This window comes from Thermoactinomyces sp. CICC 10522 (assembly GCF_016055075.1).
In the GTDB taxonomy this organism is placed as follows: domain Bacteria; phylum Bacillota; class Bacilli; order Thermoactinomycetales; family Thermoactinomycetaceae; genus Thermoactinomyces_A; species Thermoactinomyces_A daqus.
The window spans coordinates 38,918-57,898 of the sequence record NZ_JAECVY010000013.1; the positions used below are offsets into that span (position 1 = coordinate 38,918).

Below are 18,981 nucleotides of genomic sequence, written 5' to 3' on the forward strand. Positions count from 1 at the left end.
TTTGAGATCGTATCGCAAACTCTTCAGCAAAAAAACCCCGGCCCTGTGTACGGAGCCGGGATTTATTGCGGGTTTCAAAAGAAACGCTTTTTCCAAAAAATAATGGCGGTAATCGAAGAAAGGGCAAGGGACAATACCATAAGAACCGAAAAGGAATGCGGGTGATTTTGGTAAGGCAATGGCACATTCATTCCGTAGATGCTGGCAATCATGGTGGGAAATGATAAAACAATCGTGATCGAGGTCAATATTTTCATCACATGATTCAAATTGTTTGAGATCACGGAAGCAAAAGCATCCATCAATCCGCTCAGGATGGAACTGTAGATTTCCGCCATTTCGATTGCCTGCTTATTCTCAATGATCACATCTTCCAGCAAATGCTGGTCTTCCTCATACATTTTTAAATACTGGCTTTTGAGCAATTTCTCCGTCACGATGTTGTTCGTTTTTAACGAAGTGGTGAAATAAACGAGGCTCTTTTCCAGATTCAACAGGGAAAACAGCTCTTGGTTTTGCGTGGATTGACGGAGTTCTTTCTCGATTTCGTTCGTTTTGCGATTGATTTTTTTCAGATAGCTTAAATAGTGAGTGGAAATTAACGACAACAGTTGCAAAACAAAGCGGGTTTTCATGTATGTGTAAAAGTTTTTGGCTTTGTTGCCGGTGAAATGTTCCAGAATCGAGTTTTCCTTCAAACAGACGGTGACAAAACAGTTCTCGGTTACGATCATCCCGAGGGGGAGCGTGATATATCGTTCTTCCCGGGAACCATTTTGAGTCATGGGAATATCAACAATGATTAAAAGGCAATTATCCTCTTTTTCAATACGCGATTTCTCTTCTTCATCCAAGGAATCCCGTAAAAAGTCGGCAGGGATCTTTAACGCCTGCACAACCTGATCGATTTCTTCATCCGTCGGATTGGTAAGGTTGACCCAGCATCCCGGCCGGAATTCATGAATCTCTTTGATTGAGCCGTTTGGATCGGATTGGTAGATGTTCAGCATCATGCTCACCTCTGTTTGCAGCTTTGCCGCAGGAAGGGAGAACATCCCCGCCTGCCATGGTCTAGTGAAGGTCTGAATAACGGTAACGGTAATGGATCGTCTGTAAGAATGTTCTCCACCTCCTTTTTGAAACAGAGCGTTTTTGTGAGCAATAAAAAACCTTCACTTCCCCAACAAGAGGCGTGGGCGTGAAGGCTTATGTTAGCACCATGCAGACAGAGTCCCTGAAAAACTGCTCATGCAAAACAAGCAATCTTCAGCGACATCCCAATTTGTCCTCTCGTTGAGTTTTAGCACTGTACAGCATAGGCTATGCCAGCTACATTAGAAAAGACCTTAAGCCGATCTTTCCTGTTGACCCATTGGCGTCTCTCGACATTTTTGGGCAGTAGCGTCTCTCTGTACAGGAGCCTCACCTAACGGATAGGATATTAAATTACTTCACCAATATACAACGCCGGACCATACGAGTCAATCCTCAATTTTCAAGTTGTTTTGCCAAACTCTTTTTCCTGCAACTCGCGCCACAGGATTTTTCCGCTGCTGGTCATCGGCAATGTTTTGACAAATTCAATTTGGCGGGGGCATTTATAAGCAGCCATTCGCTCTTTGGCCCATTGAATAATTTCATCCGGGCTGATGGAATCCGCCTCTTCCTTCAGAATGATAAACGCCTTGACTGTTTCTCCTCTTCTTTGATCCGGCGTGGCGACCACACACACTTGCTGAATCGCCGGATGATGGAAGAGTACAGACTCCACTTCGGTCGGCCAAACTTTGAACCCGGAAACATTGATCATCCTTTTCAGGCGGTCAACAATGAAAAAATATCCCTCTTCGTCGTAACGGGCAATATCCCCCGTGCGGAAAAAGCGCTTGCCATCGAGTTGAATAAACGACCGTTCGGTTTCTTCCGGTTGCCGCCAGTAACCGGCAAAGACCTGAGGTCCGTGGACAACCAGTTCGCCTTCTTCCCCTTCTTTGAGTTCAGTTTTGCTGTCGGGGTCAATGATCCGGGCATCGACATCAAAAGATGGGATCCCCAGACACTGTAATTTGGGACGCCCTGGCGGATTGAAGTGCGTGTGGGCGATCGTTTCCGTCAGCCCGTACCCTTCCATATAGCGAAGGCCGGTCAGTGCTTCCAGTTTTTCTCCGATCGCCTTGGGGAGGGATGCTCCTCCTCCTCCCACCGATACAAGCGAATCCAAGCGCCTTTTGGAAATGTGCGGTTGCGAGAGGAAATCGATCAGCATGGTACTGATATTGGTCCAGTGCGTGACCTGGTACCGTTCGATCCAGTCTGCTGCCAAAATTCGGTTCCAGCGTGTCATGATCACCATCGTTCCGCCGCAGGAAATCGCCGAGTGCATGGAATGGACCATTCCTGTCACATGAAACAACGGCAAACAGGTAAGAACGACCGAATCAGAGGTAAGATGCACCCAGACGGCCGCACTGAAGATATTGGCCTGGAGGGTCCGGTGCAAATGGATGCAGCCTTTCGGTTTGCCGGTCGTTCCCGAGGTATACGGGATGGTGGCAATGTCATCGTCTTTAGCTCTGCTTTGATCCGGTCTCAGATCAGAGGAAATTACATCCCGCCAATTCACAATCCGGCTGTCCGAAAACGCGACAGGCGTCAGCTTTACTTCTTCGGGCAACAATTCATCCGGTTCCTGAGTTGGCCGGGCATATTCGGAGTAACAGGCGACAATCATCCGTTTCAAATCCCCGTTTTCCAGGAGGGGTGCAGCCTGCTTGTACAGTTCCTGTCCGACAAAGGCCACTTCCGCCCCGCAATCTTTCAGATAATAAGCCAGCTCACCCGTCTTATTCATCGGATTAATCGGAACAACCACCGCGTCTGCACATAAGACGGCGTAGCAGGCAATCACAAATTGCGGTGCATTCTGCATGTAGATGATGACGCGGTCACCGCGCTTCACACCGAGACGCTTTTGCAAATATCCTGCGACTTTTTCCACTTCGTCGGCCAGCTGCCGGTAGGTAAGAGTTCCGCCATAATAAATGATCGCAATTTTGTCGGGATATCGCTTAGCTGTGACAAACAAATTGTCATGAACCGGCGTTTTCGGTACGGTCAGTGTTTTCGGCAACAATGGAGGCCAAAAAGCGAAATGTTTCGTCAACATCATTTTCCCTCCATAAACTTGGATTTCCCTTAACCGAAAGCCAATGGGCGGATTACTCCCTGATCCAGGCGGGGAATCAACGGAAACAAATTCTGTTGTGCCGCAAATGCAACTTCCCGTCCGTATCCGTGGCGAATCATCCCTTTTCCCACCCGCGAGAGCGACAGAAGAGCGAGCGGATCGGGATGGTGTTGGTACAAAAGCAAAGCGGATCTGGCTGCATCGGATGATTGCCAGGTTTCATCAAATCGGAGGAGATAATGAATAAGGCAACCGGCGCCATAAAAATCCTCCAGTGAAAACCTTCCCCCAGAACCGGAACAGAGGATCACGATCTCCTGGTGCCGATGGTTGGTTGTCAGATATTTTGCGATAAAACAACTGTTCAAAAGCGCCCCAATATAAACGGTAGAAGCCTGAGACGCTTTTCGCACGGCAACCGTTCCGTTGGTCGTCGACAGAACAATTGTTTTTTCGCGCAGTTTCTCTTTCCAGTCATTCGGAAAGGGACTCAAAAATCCGTCGATGAATTTCCCTTGATTTTCCCCGGCCAGTAAGTACGTTTCTTTTCCTTCTGCAACTCGCCGGGCTTCCCATTCATCACAAACCGGAATCACTTCGCGTGCGCCATAAGAAAGCGCCGAAACAACCGCTGAAGTGGCAAAAAGAATATCAAGCACCACAACCACCTGACCCCGCACCCGCTCCTGATCGAGATCCTCTTTGCGTGACACCAGATGTACTTTTCCCATCTTTTTCTCTCCTATTGATGCCCGTTGGCATGCTGACAGGCAAACCGAATCAAAGCTTTCGCAAGCTCTCCCATTTTGGCAAAACGCTCATCCGCCGTTTGTCCCTTTTGATAGCGGTAATAGATTTGCTGGCAGATGACGGCTAGCTTAAAATAAGCAAACGTCAGATAATAATGGATCGTGGAAAGATCCTGCCCGCTCTTTCGCCCATAACATTCGAGAAATTGCTTACGGGTGAAAAATCCGGGCAACACTGTCACCGGATCCCGGCCAAACGCTTTTTTCAGGAAATCGGGGTCGCTTTCTTCGATCCAGTAACTCATCGTACAGCCCAGATCGGCCAGCGGATCCCCGACGGTGGCCATTTCCCAGTCAAAAATCCCGACCATTTTGGTAAGGCCTGGATCAAACATCACGTTATTAAACTTGTAGTCATAATGGATCACAGTCGGTTCGGGTGAAGCGGGAATCCGGGAGGTCAAATAATTTGAAAGCGAATCCAATTCTTTGATCTCTTCTGTTTTCGACCGGTGAAAGCGATGGATCCATCCTTCCACTTGCCGGGTGAGAAAACCTGACGGGCGGCTGATTTGCACCATTCCCGCTTCCTTGTAGGGAATGGCATGCAACTCAACCAATGCATCAACCATCAGTTCGGATAACTGGCGCCCTTTCTCCGGAGTCGGCGGAATATCCGGAGGCAAAGAGGTTTCAACGACAACTCCCTTGCGGCGTTCCATCATAAAAAAAGGCGCTCCCACAATCTCCGGATCATCACAGAAGACGAGCGGTTTCGGTGCCAGCGGAAAAGCGGGGTGCAACCGTTTCAGTACTTGGTATTCACGCCCCATATCGTGGGCTTTGGGCGCAGTCGGTCCCAAAGGAGGGCGGCGTAACACCGCTTCCCATGCCCCGACTCGGATTAAATACGTCAGGTTGGAATGGCCGTTGGCAAATTGTTCAATCTCAAGCGGAGCGTTTTCAAGGTCAAAATGATCCCGCAAAAAACGTTCAAGTCTTTTTTCGTTCAATTCTTCCCCCTGGCGGACAGGGATGGTTTCCTTACTCATGTCTCCTCCTTCTTTTCCGGCCAAGAGATGGAGTACGCATTCAATTTGGCCTTCCATCCGTCGGGAATCGGCTCGCTTCGTTGACGGAGGAAATTAAAATAAACCATGACGGATTCCGAACGGGCAATCACTTCCCCGCTTTCGCGATCCAGGATTTGCTGTCCCAGATGTACGCTTCTCGTGCCGATACGCAAGACCCCGGTTTGAATGGTTAACCGTTGGTTGTAATATGCCTGCTGCAGAAAGTCGCAACGGATATGGGCCAGGATAAATGGCCAATCGCTCAGATCAGCAAAGGTTGCAATCTCTTCAAAAAATTCGGTTCTCCCCTGTTCCAAGTAGATGAAATAACTTGTATTATTCACATGGCCCAGCGCATCGGTTTCGCAAAAACGGACTCTTATCTCCGATTCAATCACGGTTCATCCCCTCTTCTGATCCAGTCATCACATCGCGTGGGCTCCGCCATCGACCACCAGTACATGTCCCGTTACATAATCGGAAGCGGGTGAAGCCAAATAGACCGCGGCTCCTTTCAAATCGTGTTCTGAACCGAAACGTTTGAGCGGTGTGCGCTCCAGAATGGCTTGTCCCCGGTATTCAAGAATCGCTTTGGACATTTTGGTCGGAAAAAAGCCCGGCGCGATCGCATTCACATTGACCCCGTATTCGGCCATTTTGCAGGCGAAATCCTTGGTAAAGGAGATCACGGCCCCTTTGCTGGCATGGTAACCGACCGCATCCAAAACACGTGGATCAGCTCCGCTTAGACCTGCCACCGATGCGATGTTGATGATTTTGCCGGCCTTCTGCTTTGCCATCTGTTTCCCGACGGATTGTGACATCAGAAATGTTCCGGTCATATTGACATCCATCACCATTTTGAATTTTTCCAGCGGCATTTCCAAAGCCGGGGCGCCCCAGGAAACACCGCTGTTGTTCACCAGGATGTCGATTTTCCCAAATGCAGCAAGCGTCTCTTGAACCACCTGTTCGACGCTGTCCGGATCAGTCACATCACAAGATAAAGCCAAAGCCTCCGTTCTGTTTTCCTTAAGGCGGTCCCGGACTTTTTCGCAAGCTTCGATTTTACGTGAACAGACGACAATGTCGGCTCCTGCTTCCGCCAACGCAACGGCAATCTGCTCCCCGAGCCCGCGTCCCCCGCCGGTCACAATCGCTGTTTTTCCCTTAAGACTGAACAATTCATGAATGTGCATGGCAATCACTCCTGATCGATTTTTCCCCGTTTGCGGGCTTGCTCCCTCAATTCAAGCTTCGCCACCGACATGCGATGCACTTCATCAGGCCCGTCAGCGAGACGCAGCGTGCGGGTGTTTGCCCAGTGAGCGGCAAGAGGGAAATCTTCCGATACACCGGCTGCGCCCAGAGCCTGAATGGCTCGATCCAGTACCCGTAGAGCGACATTGGGCGCAACTACCTTGATCATGGCAATCTCCTTGCGCGCAGATTTATTTCCATAGCGATCCATCATGGCCGCTGCTTTCAGTGTAAGGAGGCGGGCCTGCTCGATTTCGATTCGGGAATCGGCAATCCATTGCTGAATGACGCCTTGTTCCACCAGAGGTTTCCCAAAAGCCGCCCGGCTCTGCACCCTCCCGCACAAAATTTCCAATGCCCGTTCCGCTACCCCGATCAGGCGCATGCAGTGATGAATCCTCCCGGGACCCAGACGCCCCTGGGCGATGGCGAAGCCTTTTCCTTCTTCCCAGATCATGTTCTCTTTTGGAACGCGAACCTGATTAAAACGGATTTCGGCATGTCCATGGGGGGCATGATCATATCCGAATACCGGCAACGTACGGATAATCTCCACTCCGGGAGTATCAAGCGGAACGATGATCATCGAATGGCGCTCGTATTTGGGCGCTTCCGGGTTGGACAGCCCCATCACAATGGCAAATCGGCAACGGGGATCCCCTGCACCGGATGACCACCATTTTCTCCCCGTAATGATGTAACTGTCACCATCGCGTTCAATCCGCGTCTCGATGTTGGTTGCATCAGATGAAGCAACTTCCGGTTCCGTCATTGAAAAACAGGAACGGATTTCTCCATTTAAAAGCGGGAGCAGCCATTTCTGTTTCTGTTTTGGGCTGCCGTATTGATAGAGAAGCTCCATATTTCCTGTATCTGGAGCAGAACAGTTGAAAACCTCCGGCGCGATTAACGACCGCCCCATGATTTCACAAAGCGGGGCGTACTCCAGATTGCTCAGCCCTGCCCCGTACTCGCGATCAGGCAAAAACAGATTCCATAACCCTTCCTTCCTGGCTTTTTCTTTCATCTCTTCCATGACCGGGGGGCTTTGCCAACGTGTAGACTGGCAGTTCAACTGATCTTCATAAACTTTTTCATTCGGATAAACAACCGATTCCATAAAAAGTTCCAATTTGCGCCGCAGGCAGTTAACTTTATCTGAAAAGTCGAAATACAAACGAGTTCCCCCTCCGTTGCCAAGAGTAAGAAAATGGGGTTTAATTATTTTGTAATTTTCGATAATATGATCCGCATCAATATTGATAACCATGTCATTTTATAATAATTGTCGTACAATTTTGTATTTTTGTCAATAGAATAAAGATTTCTGAACAATGGTGAAGAGGTGTGATGAGGATGACCAAACCCAACCGACAGCTTCGGCGGAAAGCCAAAACAAAAAATGCGATTCGCCGGGCAGCGCTCAGATTGTTTTTGGAACCGGGCTTTCATCATACCAATGTTAAAGAGATTATGGATGAAGCTGATTTGGGATACGGAACCTTTTATCAGTACTATCATTCCAAATTGGATGTGCTGCTTGAGCAGGCGGATGAAGTGCATGAAAAGATCACCAAATGTAAAATTTTTTCTCCCGAGGAAAAAAGTATTTATCGACGGACTTACAACAGCATTTATCATGTTTTGTCCGCATGCAACGAACATCGTGATGTAGTCACCATCCTGAAAAACGCAAAGGATTCGCAGAAAGAGATAAAAGAGAGATGGGACAACATCATGAAAACCCTTTTTCATCCATTGGAATATGAGATCATCCGGAACATGAGCATAGGCTTATGCCGGAGCGTAAACCGAGACTTGGCCGTCAGCGCACTGTCCGGGATGGTTTCCGGGGCGATTGACTTCGTTTTGCAACAAGATCCCGACAAGGTGGATCTTCGCCAAATTTCCGGGGATCTCGCCTTGCTTTTTAAGGAAGCGATCTTCATCGGGGAGGAAATTCCTTCACTTGACAACAAACAGTCGGATTAACTGTTTTTCATTGATTGTGAAATAACATGAGCAGCCGGAATAAAATATATTACATTTCGATCTATAGCCCGAGATTAAGGAGCTGAAGCAAAGATGGCTGCCCAGCTTCATGAAACGCTGCTGCTTATGGCTGGTTTTTGCTGGCAGGCCAGGGAACAATTCCGGAAGCATCAACTGCCCAAACTGCCGATCATCTCAGGTGAATCCTTTCATTTCGCGAAAAAGGTTCTCACAGCCCCGCTGAAAGCACCGGAAGCCATCGGATTTATCGCTCATTCGCAAAGAAGAATCGTTGTGGTTCTGCGCGGTTCTGAGTCAAGCCAGGATAATCTCATTGATCTGCAAATCGCGCAAAAGCGTTTCCCCTTCGGCCCTGGCAAAACCCATTCCGGCTGGACTGATCTGTATCAGCGATCCTCTCACCCCCAAATTCCTCCGCTGCGAAGGCAAATTATCGGAACCGTTCTTAAATGCCTCAGGAAATTTCCTCATAAAACCGTTTATGTAACCGGGCACAGCATGGGTGGTGCAATCGCCACCATGGCCGCTTTGGACTTGGCACTCAATTTTTCCGTTAAACCTGTCGTAATTACTTTCGGTTCTCCGAAAACCGGCGACTCTGTCTTCGTCAACGCTTATAACCGCGCCATTTCCCGGAGTTTGAGAGTGGCAAACGAATGGGATATTGTGCCGAAGCTGCTCCTTTCCGGTTATCAACATGTGAACTATCTCTTTCCCTTGCACTGGAATTGTCGCGCATTTGGGAGACATCACCATCAGATTGCCGCCTATTTTGTCATTCTTCGCAATTTTTGTCCGGCATTTGGCAAGATGTTGGCCAGGGGACCGAATAAAGGCTTTAGTCCGGTCAATCCGGAAATTACCGATCCTTGTTTGATCAGCAGAAAAGGAGCGAGTTATTGATGACGGATCAGATGCTGAAATGAACCATTTGCCACCCCCTCTTCCCCTTCATCCATCCCTTTGTTCCCGTGAGCCAAAGAAATCATTCTCATGAACAGAAAAAATGCCGAAGCAGACTTCTCTTCGGCATTTGTGTTTTCAAATAAAAGATCAACTGATCAGCAGGCAAATCCAATTACTCCCGACCAGCTGTTTCGCGAACAGAGCAAAGTGAAAAATGGCAGAAAAATGCCGGAAAGCATAGAAATGCTAATAAAATATATAAATTTAATCTATTTTCTAATTTACTATTGACCGAACAGTTCATTTATTTTTAATATAAATTGTATTAACTAATCATTAAAAATTATTTAATAAAAGGAGTGAAGCCGATGAAGAAATTGGTCACTTCCGCCGGATTGGCGATGGCCCTGGTTCTCGGGACAATACCGTTTGCCAGCTCCCCGGCTCATGCCGCACCGACCGATCCGATCAAATATCACAAGCAATACAAAACCCCCACCTTTATGGGAAAATGGAATGCCCCCAGCACAAAAAACAAGCAGGATATCGTCTGGACCTATCTCAATAATAAAAAGAATCTGTTTAAAATTCGGGATAATGTCCAATCCCATTTTCAAATCATAAAGGTGCAAACAGACGAGCTGGGCATGACCCACTACCGGGTCCGTGAGGTTTACAAAGGAATTCCCGTCTACGGGTCCGATCAAACGATCCATGTGCAAAAAAACGGTGATGTTGCTTCTTACTTCGGACAGTTTATCCCCGAACTGGAAAACAAACATGTGGCCACGAAAGCCGAAATCTCCAGAGAGGAGGCAATCCGGCAAGCTGAAACCGCTTTGCAAAAAGAAGTTGGAACAATTCAAGAATTCGTTGGACAACCCTCGGCGGATCTGTATATCTATCCCTATCAGGACCAATATAAACTGACCTACCTTGTGAAAATGTCGACGGTGCAGCCGAAACCGGGATACTGGTTCTACTTTATCGATGCGACCAACGGCAGTGTCATCAATAAATTCAATGCAGCCAATGATGCCACCGGAACCGGTAAAGGCGTGCTTGGTGATACAAAAACCTTCGATGTCACCTATTCGGGCGGATACTATTATCTTGACGGCACCAGCCGGGGCATTGAAATCGCCACCTACGATGCCAAACATGTTCCGTACTATTCCCCCAATCTTCCGGGCACCTTGATCAGAAGCTCCAGCACAACCTTTAGTGATCCCGCTGCTGTCGATGCCCATGCTTATGCCGAAAGAGTTTATGATTACTATAAAAATACCTTTGGGCGCAACAGCTATGACAACAAAGGCGCACCTATCATCTCTTCTGTTCACGTCGGCAACAAGTGGAATAACGCTGCCTGGATCGGCACGCAAATGGTCTACGGAGACGGCGATGGAACCACTTTCCGCACCCTGTCCGGCGGACTTGACGTCATCGGCCATGAGTTGACCCATGCCGTAACCCAATCGACTGCCGATCTCATTTACCAAGGTGAATCCGGTGCGCTCAATGAATCGATTTCCGATATTTTCGGAGCGATGATCGATTCCGACGACTGGGATATCGGGGAAGATGTTTATACGCCGGGTATTGCGGGAGACGCTTTGCGCTCCATGTCGGATCCGACCAAATATGGCGACCCGGACAACTACGCCAATCGCTACACCGGCCCGGATGATAACGGCGGCGTGCACACCAACAGCGGAATCAACAACAAAGCTGCTTATTTGATGGCTCAGGGCGGCAGTGCATACGGTGTGCAAGTGTCGGGGATCGGACGGGCAAAAACAGCCAACATCTATTATCGCGCCCTGAACTATTATCTCTACTCCAGTTCCAATTTCTCCTCGATGCGCCAGGCTGCCATTCAAGCTGCCACCGATTTGTACGGAGCCAATTCCGCAGAGGTAAATACGGTGAAAAACGCATATTCGGCTGTCGGCGTTTATTAAACGAAGCAAGGAGCGATTCCGTTAAAGGAGTCGCTCCTTTGCTTGTGATTGAAGTCCGAAAACACAAGCCCGGGGTTCTCGTTACAGATTGGTCCAAAAATCAGAGAAAACATCCGGCGATTGTTGCAGACAAGATTGAAGCAAGCGTAGAACCATATAACAATTTCATGCCGAATCGCGCAACTTCATCAGCCCGCTTTTCATTTAAAGCTTTGACGGAACCGATAATGATTCCGATCGAACCGAAGTTGGCAAAGCTGATCAGGAAGACGGACAAGATCCCCATCGTTTTCGCCGAGAGACCGCCGGCGATCGCTTTCAAATTGATCATCGCCACGAATTCATTGGTGATCAATTTCGTTGCCATAATGCTTCCAGCTTGTACAGCATCGTGCCAGGGCACACCCATCAAAAAGGCGACCGGCGCAAAGACATATCCCAGGAGCGTTTGGAAGGTGATATGGAAAATCGCTGAGAAGATCGCGTTGATCAGCGCCATCAGCGCAATAAATCCGATGAGCATCGCAGCAACAATCACGGCAACTTTAAATCCGTCCATGATGCTTTCGCTGACGACGTCAAAAAATCCGGCTTTCCCTTCTCTGTTTGGTGTACCAGCAACGAAATCTTCTTCTTTCTTCAGCTCATAAGGATTGATGATATTGGCGATAATCAAGGCGGACAAGATGTTGAGAAAAATCGCCACAACGACATATTTTGCCGGCAACATGGTCATATAGGAACCGATGATCGACATGCTCACCGCGCTCATCGCCGATGTGCAAAGAGTATACAACCGTTTGCTGGAAACCATCCCCAGCTGCTCTTTTGTCGTCAGAAACACTTCAGATTGTCCAAGCACGGCTGAGGAAACGGCCAGGTAATTTTCCAGTTTGCCCATGCCATTGAGTTTGCTAAGTCCCAATCCCGTATACTTAATGATAAACGGAAGGATTTTAAGATAATTCAAGATCCCGATCAGCACGGAAATAAATACAATCGGGAGCAGCACATGGAGAAAAAAAGTGGACTCTCCCTTGTTTTCGATCCCACTGAAGACAAAATTAACCCCTTCCATCCCCATGTCCATCAGACGCTCAAATGTTTTGGCCACAAGACTTATAAAAATCACGCCGATCTTGGAGTGCAACAAAACAAAAGCGATAACAAACTGTGCGATCAGCATATACAGGATCGGTTTGTATCTGATTTGTTTTCGGTTGTTACTAACCACAAAAGCCAAAATAAACACCATAAGCAAACCGGTTAACAAGAAAATGATATTCACACCTATTCCTCCGTTTGTCCAACTGTGAAAGGCTTGTTCAATAGCATGCCTCTTGGTATAAATTTTCATTAAAAAATTGTAATTGTAATCGATTACAACTAACTATCATAAGCAAAAAAGTCACTGATTTGCAAATGGTAAATACAACCATGTTACAAACATACAGAAGTCGTCCTCACCCACGGAAGACGACTTCTGCAGTCAGCTTCAGATCGCTTTTTGCTGAGCGGTGGTGCCGACAAATTGACTTTGGTAGAGATCGGCATAAAGTCCCTTTTGGGCGAGGAGTTCTTCATGCCGCCCTTTTTCGATCACATTGCCGTTGTTCATCACCAGAATCAGATCAGCATTGCGAATGGTCGACAGACGATGGGCAATGACAAAACTGGTTCTCCCTTTCATCAATTCGTTCATTGCTTTTTGGATCAACACTTCAGTTCGCGTGTCGATATTGCTCGTCGCTTCATCCAAAATAAGAATGGCCGGATCTGCGAGAATGGCCCGCGCAATGGTTAAGAGCTGTTTTTGCCCTTGAGAGATATTGGAGGCTTGCTCGTTCAAAATCGTGTCATATCCATCAGGAAGAGTACGGATGAAGTGGTCGGCATGGGCAGCTTTGGCCGCTTGCACGATTTCTTCTTCGGTTGCTCCGGCACGGCCATAGGCGATATTTTCCCGGATCGTGCCGCTGAAAAGCCACGGATCCTGAAGCACCATGCCAAACATCGAACGCAGATGTTCGCGCTTCAGCCGGGTTATGTCAACACCGTCAATCGTGATTCTGCCGTCGTCCAGTTCATAGAAACGCATCAACAGATTGATCAGAGTCGTTTTTCCCGCCCCTGTCGGACCGACGATCGCGATCGTTTGCCCCTTTTTCACTTCAATATTCATATTTCTGATCAACATCGTATCTTTTTTGTAACCGAACGTCACGTTCTGGAATTGCACGTTTCCTTCCGGATCGGAAATCTCTTCCGCTTTTTCGCTGTCGGGTACTTCCTCCTGCTCATCAAGAAGTTCAAATACCCTCTCGGCAGAAGCAATCGTAGATTGAATGATATTGGAGATATTGGCCAACTGAATAATCGGTTGGGAAAACTGCCGGACATATTGAATAAATGCCTGAATATCCCCGATTTGGATTGCCCGTTTCGTGACGAGCACTCCGCCGACGACACAAACGAACACATAACCGATGTTGCTGATGAATCGCATAAGGGGCATGATGATGCCGGAAATAAATTGCGACTTGACGGAGGATTGATACAGTTTTTCGTTGATCCGGTCAAAGGTTTCAACCGACTTGGCTTCATGGCCAAATGCCTTTACGATCATATGCCCTGTATACATTTCCTCGACATGTCCGTTTAATTCCCCGAGCTCTTTTTGTTGCCCGGCAAAATATTTTTGTGATCGTGCGGCAATCCACTTGGTTACAATGAGGCTGAGCGGGATGGTCAGAAAAACGACCAGTGTCATCAGCGGACTGATGGTCAGCATCATCACAATTACGCCCAAAAAAGTAACAACGGACGAAACTAACTGAGTAAGGCTTTGTTGTAAAGTGCTGCTGATGTTATCCACATCATTGACAACCCGGCTCAAAATTTCCCCGTTTGTCCGCGAATCAAAAAAGCGAAGCGGCAAGCGGGCAAGCTTGTCATTTACTTCTTTCCTCAACTCATAAACGGTTTTCTGCGCCACCCCCGCCATCACGTACTGTTGCAAATAACTGAACAAACTGCTGACAATATATAGAGCAGCCAACAGCAAAACAGTATCAAGGAGATAGTGAAAATCGATAGCGGCTCCCGGTACATGATTGATCTTCTGCATTGCCCCTTCAAACAGCTTGGTCGTGGCATTCCCGATAATTTTCGGGCTGAGAATGCTGAAGGCAGTACTGAGAATCGACATTATCAAAACCACGGCCAAGCGCATCCGATACGGCTTCAAATATTTGAGCAGGCGGAAGAGCGTTCTTTTAAAATCCCTTGCTTTTTGCACCGGTATCCCCATTTGCGGACCGCTTCCTCTCCCCATGCCTCTTCCGAAATTGGCTCTCATGCGATTTCCTCCTCAGAAAGCTGGGACAAAACGATTTCCCGATAAACTTTGCAAGTATCCATCAATTCCTGGTGCTTGCCGATCCCTGCGATTTTCCCACGATCCAAGACGATGATCCGATCGGCATCCATCACCGTGCTGACCCTTTGCGCCACGATGAAGACCGTCGAATTGGCCGTTTCTTGTTTCAAAGCGGTTCGCAATTTCGCTTCGGTTTTAAAATCAAGCGCGGAAAAACTGTCGTCGAAAATATAAATCTCGGGTTTTTTCACGATGGCACGGGCGATGGTGAGCCGTTGCTTTTGCCCGCCGGAGACGTTAAGGCCTCTCTGCGCGATCACTGTCTGATACCCGTCTTGCAGCTTTGAGACAAATTCATCCGCTTGGGCAATTTCAGCCGCGCGTTTCACCTCTTCTTCCGAGGCGCTTTCCTTTCCGAAACGGATATTGTCAAGAATCGTTCCCGAGAACAGGACTGCTTTTTGCGGAACAAAACCGATTTTTTCCCGAAGCGAAGTCAGTGGCAGATCGCGGATATCCACTCCATCGATCAAAATGCTGCCGCTATCTACGTCGTAAAAACGGGGAATCAGATTGACGAGAGCTGATTTTCCCGAACCGGTGCCGCCGATGATCGCAATCGTCTCCCCGGATCTGGCACTGAAAGAGATGTTGGAAAGTGCCGGTTTTTCCGCCCACGGAAAGCGAAAGGTCACATCCCGGAACTCAATCACTCCTTTTTTCTCTTCAGTTGCGGCCTGTTTCCCATCCTTGATGTCGGGAACAATCTCCAATACTTCGTTGATTCGGGCTGCAGAGGCGGAAGAGCGCGGAATCATGATAAACATCATGGATACCATGATCAGCGAAAACATGATTTGCATGGCATATTGAAGGAATGCCATCAGATCCCCGACTTGAATCGCGCCGCTGTCGATGCGGATTCCACCAAACCAGATGATGGCGATGGTGGAAAAATTGAGAACAAGCATCATCATCGGCATAAGGGACGCCATCAGTTGATTCACCCTGATTGCCGTTTGAATCAGGTCGGAGTTGGCTTCATCAAATCGTTTTTTTTCATGATCCGTGCGATTGAAGGAACGGATTACCCGAATTCCGGTTAACCCTTCATTTAAAATAAGATTTAATTTGTCCAGTTTAGACTGCATCGCTTGATAAAGAGGAAAACTCTTTCTGGTAATCGCAAAAATCACCATGACGAGAACGGGAACGACCGCTATAATGACAAAAGAGAGCTTGATGTCCTTGAAAACAGCCATGATCACCCCGCCGATGCACATCAGCGGAGCGCTGATCATCATGCGCAGGATCATGTTCAGCACTTGCTGAACCTGGGTAATATCATTTGTTGTTCGCGTAATCAGCGAGGCGGTCCCGAATTGATCAACCTCTTTCAATGAAAAGGCAGCCACGTGGCTGAAAACTTTACTGCGAACATCCTTGCCAAACCCTGCGGAAACTGTGGAGGACAAATAGCGGGCAACGATGGAGCAAATCATCCCTCCCGCGGCCACCAGCAACATAAAGCCGCCGATTTTCAGGATGTAGGAAATGTCTCCGTTCACAACACCCGTATCGACGATATCCGACATCAATGTAGGGAGATACAAGTCGGACAAGGCTTGCAAGAAAGTAAGAGTTACCACGATTATCAGGGACATTCGATAGGGTCGCAAAAATCGGGACAATTTCATCACTCTTGATCATCTCCGCTTCTTTTGATTTAAGCCCGGAATCGAAAAGTTAGTATCTTGTTTTATTAGGCAACCTAATCATAAAGCAGAGTCCTCTAAAGATCAATCACATTCGACGACTTTCTTTCCCGGAAAAAAGTTTTTACCATTATATATGAAACCAAGACCATTTATTATAAAGGAAGAATCCATATGAAACCCATCATCTTCGGAAAAACGATCGACCAGAAAACCCGCTGTGTACATTACCATTCTGATTTGGATATTGTCGCCATCAAATTTGCCTGTTGCGAGCGTTACTATCCTTGTTACCAATGCCATGAGGAAACAGCCGGACATCAAGCCGTTCCCTGGCCAAGGAGCCGGTTTCATGAAAAAGCGATATTATGCGGGAACTGCCAGACGGAATTGACCGTTCACGAGTATTTAAATGGAGAAGCACGCTGTCCTGAGTGCCGCCATCCTTTTAACCCCGGATGTAAAAAGCATTACCATTTCTATTTTGAATGACGCGATCGCCGCGTCATTTTTTTTTATTTCCCGTTTAAGAAAAAATTAAGAATTCCTCTCCTGTTTTGCTAAGAATTTCGGTTTAACCTGTAGCTGACACCGGGGTCAGGATTTTTGGTTCATCACTCCGGCAACCCTGCGATGTTTTATCCTGTTTCAATCCTCTTTATGACTGAAATCGCTGGCGAATGATCCGGAAAAAAGTAAGTCTCAGGTCTGAGTTTGAATCCTACTTTGGCAGGTTCCGGCGGGGCTCCCGTTTCTTTATGATAGTTTGCAGCACTTTATCATGGGAATCATGAGCGCAAAAACGGATTTTCCGACCTGACACAAAAGGAGAATCAATACCATGGAAACTTTGATGCAAAGACTTCAATTTTTTCTCCGGTTTACAAAATCACCGGCTGCAATCGGCAGTGTGACACCGAGTTCAAGATTTTTGGTTCATACTTTGATAAAACCCGTGAATTGGGCCCGGGCTAAAGTAGTAGTTGAGCTGGGAGCGGGTACTGGTGTTGTTACGCTGGAAATTGAACGAAATTTAAACTCCGATGGTCAGGCAGTCATCTTTGAATCCGATCCAAAGCTGAGTCTCTGGCTTAAGCGAAATCACCCGGCGTTGATCCATTGTTCCGATGCCCGTTTCCTGGTGCAGGAACTGGAGAAACGCAGGCTGGGCCAAGCCGATGCGATTATCTCATGTCTGCCGTTTGCCAACTTTTCGGCAACCCTGAGAAGAGAGATCATGGATGGGATAAAAAACGTTCTGGCACCAAACGGTGTTTTTATCCAGTTTCAATACTCTTTACAACTGAAACCGCTTCTGCAATCTTGCTTTCAACAGGTAGACATCCAATTTGTCCCCTTTAATCTTCCGCCTGCTTTTGTCTATATCTGCCAGGGGAGGTGAGCATTTTGGAAACAGCACAACTGATTCACTGGATATCGGAATACGGCTGCTTTGCTTTATTCTTTTTTTTATGGCTGGGAATCCTGGGCGTGCCGATTCCGGATGAAGTGATTGTCATGACCGGAGGATTGGTTTCAACATACCACATTCTGCAGCCGATCCCTTCTTTCACCGTCACTTATCTCGGTGTAATTTCCGGGCTCTCAATCGGCTATATTGGCGGGAGGGTTTCCCGGAGTACGGTTTATGATAAACTTTTAAACAAGAAAAAGCTTCGAAAACACCTGATCCGCGCGGAACGATTATTGACGAAATACGGGAGTTTTGCTCTTTGTTTCAGCTATTTCACGCCGGTCATCCGCCACCTTGTCCCCTATCTCGCCGGGAGTTTGCGAATGCCTTATCCGAGGTACGCTTTATTTTCTTACGGTGCCGGCTTTGTCTGGACAGCAATTTACTTTACGGTTGGTTATCAATTTGGGGATTCCATTGCATACGTGGCGAAACTGAGCCGGGACTTGGGTCATCTCACTCTGGGAATCGCCGCCGTGATGTTTCTTCTCTTGCTCATTCGTTCCTATGCCCAGAGAAAAAATGAAAAGGAGAAAAGGATTCATGAAGCAAAACACCACCATTCTAATTGTCGATGATGATGACGAAATACGCCAGTTAATCCAGCTTTATCTGCAAAATGAAGGTTATCGGATCTTCCATGCCACCAATGGCCGGGAAGCATTGGGTCTGGCCGAACGGCATCCTGTCGACCTGATCATCCTGGATTTGATGATGCCTGAAATGGATGGCATGCAAGCCTGCATTCGCCTGCGGGAGAAGTTCCAGATGCCGATTATCATGCTGACAGCCAAAACCGGGGATATGGATAAAATTCAGGGACTCAGCATCGGAGCAGATGATTATGTGACCAAACCTTTTAATCCGTTGGAACTGGTTGCGAGAATCAAAGCGCATTTACGAAGATTTCTGCACTTCTCTCCGGCTGAGAAACAAAACGATGTGCTTCACATTCAACATGTGACGATCCGTTTGTCAACCAGACAAGTTTATGTAAATGATAAAGAAGTTTTCCTTACTCCAAAGGAGTTTGACATTCTCGTCCTGCTGGGCAAAAATCCGGGGATTGTGTTCAGCTCCGAGCAGATTTACCAGCAAGTTTGGCATGAGCCGATGACCACCTCAAACAACACCATCATGGTTCATATTCGCAAAATCCGCGAGAAAATCGAGCTGGACCCCAAGCAGCCGATAATCATTCAGACCGTATGGGGAGTCGGTTACCGGGTGCAACCCCTCTGGCATAATCAATGAATAAAGG

Annotated in this window: 17 protein-coding genes and 1 riboswitch; of the genes, 7 read left to right on the forward strand and 10 right to left on the reverse strand. The window is 47.6% G+C overall.

From position 1 onward, the window contains the following. Positions 1-74: 74 nt before the first annotated feature. The 7 genes from I8U18_RS14280 to I8U18_RS14310 form a co-directional block, all read right to left on the reverse strand. Complete coding sequence (locus I8U18_RS14280) at positions 75-1,010, reverse strand: magnesium transporter CorA family protein (RefSeq protein ID WP_198064889.1); 936 nt, start codon at positions 1,008-1,010, stop codon at positions 75-77. Positions 1,011-1,278: 268 nt separating this feature from the next. After that, positions 1,279-1,441, reverse strand: a riboswitch (M-box (ykoK) riboswitch). 54 nt (positions 1,442-1,495) lie between these two features. Next, positions 1,496-3,166, reverse strand: a complete 1,671-nt coding sequence (locus I8U18_RS14285) for a long-chain fatty acid--CoA ligase (RefSeq protein WP_198056208.1) — start codon at positions 3,164-3,166, stop codon at positions 1,496-1,498. A gap of 29 nt (positions 3,167-3,195) precedes the next feature. Then, positions 3,196-3,918, reverse strand: coding sequence for a 2-phosphosulfolactate phosphatase (locus I8U18_RS14290; RefSeq protein ID WP_198056207.1), 723 nt, complete (start codon positions 3,916-3,918; stop codon positions 3,196-3,198). Between the two features lie 11 nt (positions 3,919-3,929). Beyond that, complete coding sequence (locus I8U18_RS14295; protein WP_198056206.1) at positions 3,930-4,988, reverse strand: phosphotransferase family protein; 1,059 nt, start codon at positions 4,986-4,988, stop codon at positions 3,930-3,932. Beyond that, positions 4,985-5,407 carry an acyl-CoA thioesterase gene (locus I8U18_RS14300; protein ID WP_033099978.1) on the reverse strand — a complete coding sequence of 141 codons (423 nt, stop codon included), beginning with the start codon at positions 5,405-5,407 and terminating at the stop codon, positions 4,985-4,987. The genes I8U18_RS14295 and I8U18_RS14300 overlap by 4 nt, the downstream gene beginning before the upstream one ends. Positions 5,408-5,434: 27 nt before the next feature. Continuing rightward, a complete protein-coding gene (locus tag I8U18_RS14305) occupies positions 5,435-6,208 on the reverse strand; it encodes an SDR family oxidoreductase (RefSeq protein ID WP_033099979.1) in 774 nt (257 codons plus the stop codon). A gap of 5 nt (positions 6,209-6,213) precedes the next feature. Then, on the reverse strand, positions 6,214-7,446 hold the full coding sequence (locus I8U18_RS14310) for an acyl-CoA dehydrogenase family protein (RefSeq protein WP_198056205.1): 1,233 nt from the start codon (positions 7,444-7,446) through the stop codon (positions 6,214-6,216). 179 nt (positions 7,447-7,625) lie between these two features. Between I8U18_RS14310 and I8U18_RS14315 the strand changes: the two genes are divergently transcribed. The 3 genes from I8U18_RS14315 to I8U18_RS14325 all read left to right on the forward strand — a co-directional run bounded on the left by I8U18_RS14315 (position 7,626) and on the right by I8U18_RS14325 (position 11,152). Continuing rightward, positions 7,626-8,261: a TetR/AcrR family transcriptional regulator gene (locus I8U18_RS14315; protein WP_198056204.1), complete on the forward strand. Its 636-nt coding sequence runs from the start codon at positions 7,626-7,628 to the stop codon at positions 8,259-8,261. A 93-nt stretch (positions 8,262-8,354) separates the two neighbouring features. Then, positions 8,355-9,185 carry a lipase family protein gene (locus I8U18_RS14320; RefSeq protein WP_198056203.1) on the forward strand — a complete coding sequence of 277 codons (831 nt, stop codon included), beginning with the start codon at positions 8,355-8,357 and terminating at the stop codon, positions 9,183-9,185. 371 nt (positions 9,186-9,556) lie between these two features. Further along, entirely contained in the window at positions 9,557-11,152 is a 1,596-nt protein-coding gene (locus I8U18_RS14325; RefSeq protein ID WP_198064890.1) for a M4 family metallopeptidase, read from the forward strand. 100 nt (positions 11,153-11,252) lie between these two features. Here I8U18_RS14325 and I8U18_RS14330 read toward each other — a convergent pair whose 3' ends face one another. From I8U18_RS14330 to I8U18_RS14340, 3 genes are all read right to left on the reverse strand, one after another. Beyond that, positions 11,253-12,440: a NupC/NupG family nucleoside CNT transporter gene (locus tag I8U18_RS14330; RefSeq protein WP_370589406.1), complete on the reverse strand. Its 1,188-nt coding sequence runs from the start codon at positions 12,438-12,440 to the stop codon at positions 11,253-11,255. A gap of 207 nt (positions 12,441-12,647) precedes the next feature. After that, positions 12,648-14,510, reverse strand: coding sequence for an ABC transporter ATP-binding protein (locus I8U18_RS14335; RefSeq protein WP_304650704.1), 1,863 nt, complete (start codon positions 14,508-14,510; stop codon positions 12,648-12,650). Next, a complete protein-coding gene (locus I8U18_RS14340) occupies positions 14,507-16,231 on the reverse strand; it encodes an ABC transporter ATP-binding protein (RefSeq protein WP_198064891.1) in 1,725 nt (574 codons plus the stop codon). Before I8U18_RS14340 ends, I8U18_RS14335 begins: the two co-directional genes overlap by 4 nt. A 189-nt stretch (positions 16,232-16,420) precedes the next feature. Here I8U18_RS14340 and I8U18_RS14345 point away from each other — a divergent pair, with 189 nt between their 5' ends. The 4 genes from I8U18_RS14345 (at position 16,421) to I8U18_RS14360 (ending at position 18,974) form a co-directional block, all read left to right on the forward strand. Beyond that, complete coding sequence (locus tag I8U18_RS14345; RefSeq protein ID WP_033099985.1) at positions 16,421-16,738, forward strand: CHY zinc finger protein; 318 nt, start codon at positions 16,421-16,423, stop codon at positions 16,736-16,738. A gap of 349 nt (positions 16,739-17,087) precedes the next feature. Continuing rightward, positions 17,088-17,648: a class I SAM-dependent methyltransferase gene (locus tag I8U18_RS14350; RefSeq protein ID WP_033099986.1), complete on the forward strand. Its 561-nt coding sequence runs from the start codon at positions 17,088-17,090 to the stop codon at positions 17,646-17,648. A gap of 5 nt (positions 17,649-17,653) precedes the next feature. Next, the gene (locus I8U18_RS14355) at positions 17,654-18,298 is read left to right on the forward strand and encodes a DedA family protein (protein ID WP_198056200.1); all 645 of its coding nucleotides are present in this window, start codon (positions 17,654-17,656) and stop codon (positions 18,296-18,298) included. Continuing rightward, the gene (locus I8U18_RS14360) at positions 18,264-18,974 is read left to right on the forward strand and encodes a response regulator transcription factor (RefSeq protein ID WP_198056199.1); all 711 of its coding nucleotides are present in this window, start codon (positions 18,264-18,266) and stop codon (positions 18,972-18,974) included. Before I8U18_RS14355 ends, I8U18_RS14360 begins: the two co-directional genes overlap by 35 nt. The last annotated feature ends 7 nt before the right edge of the window (positions 18,975-18,981 follow it).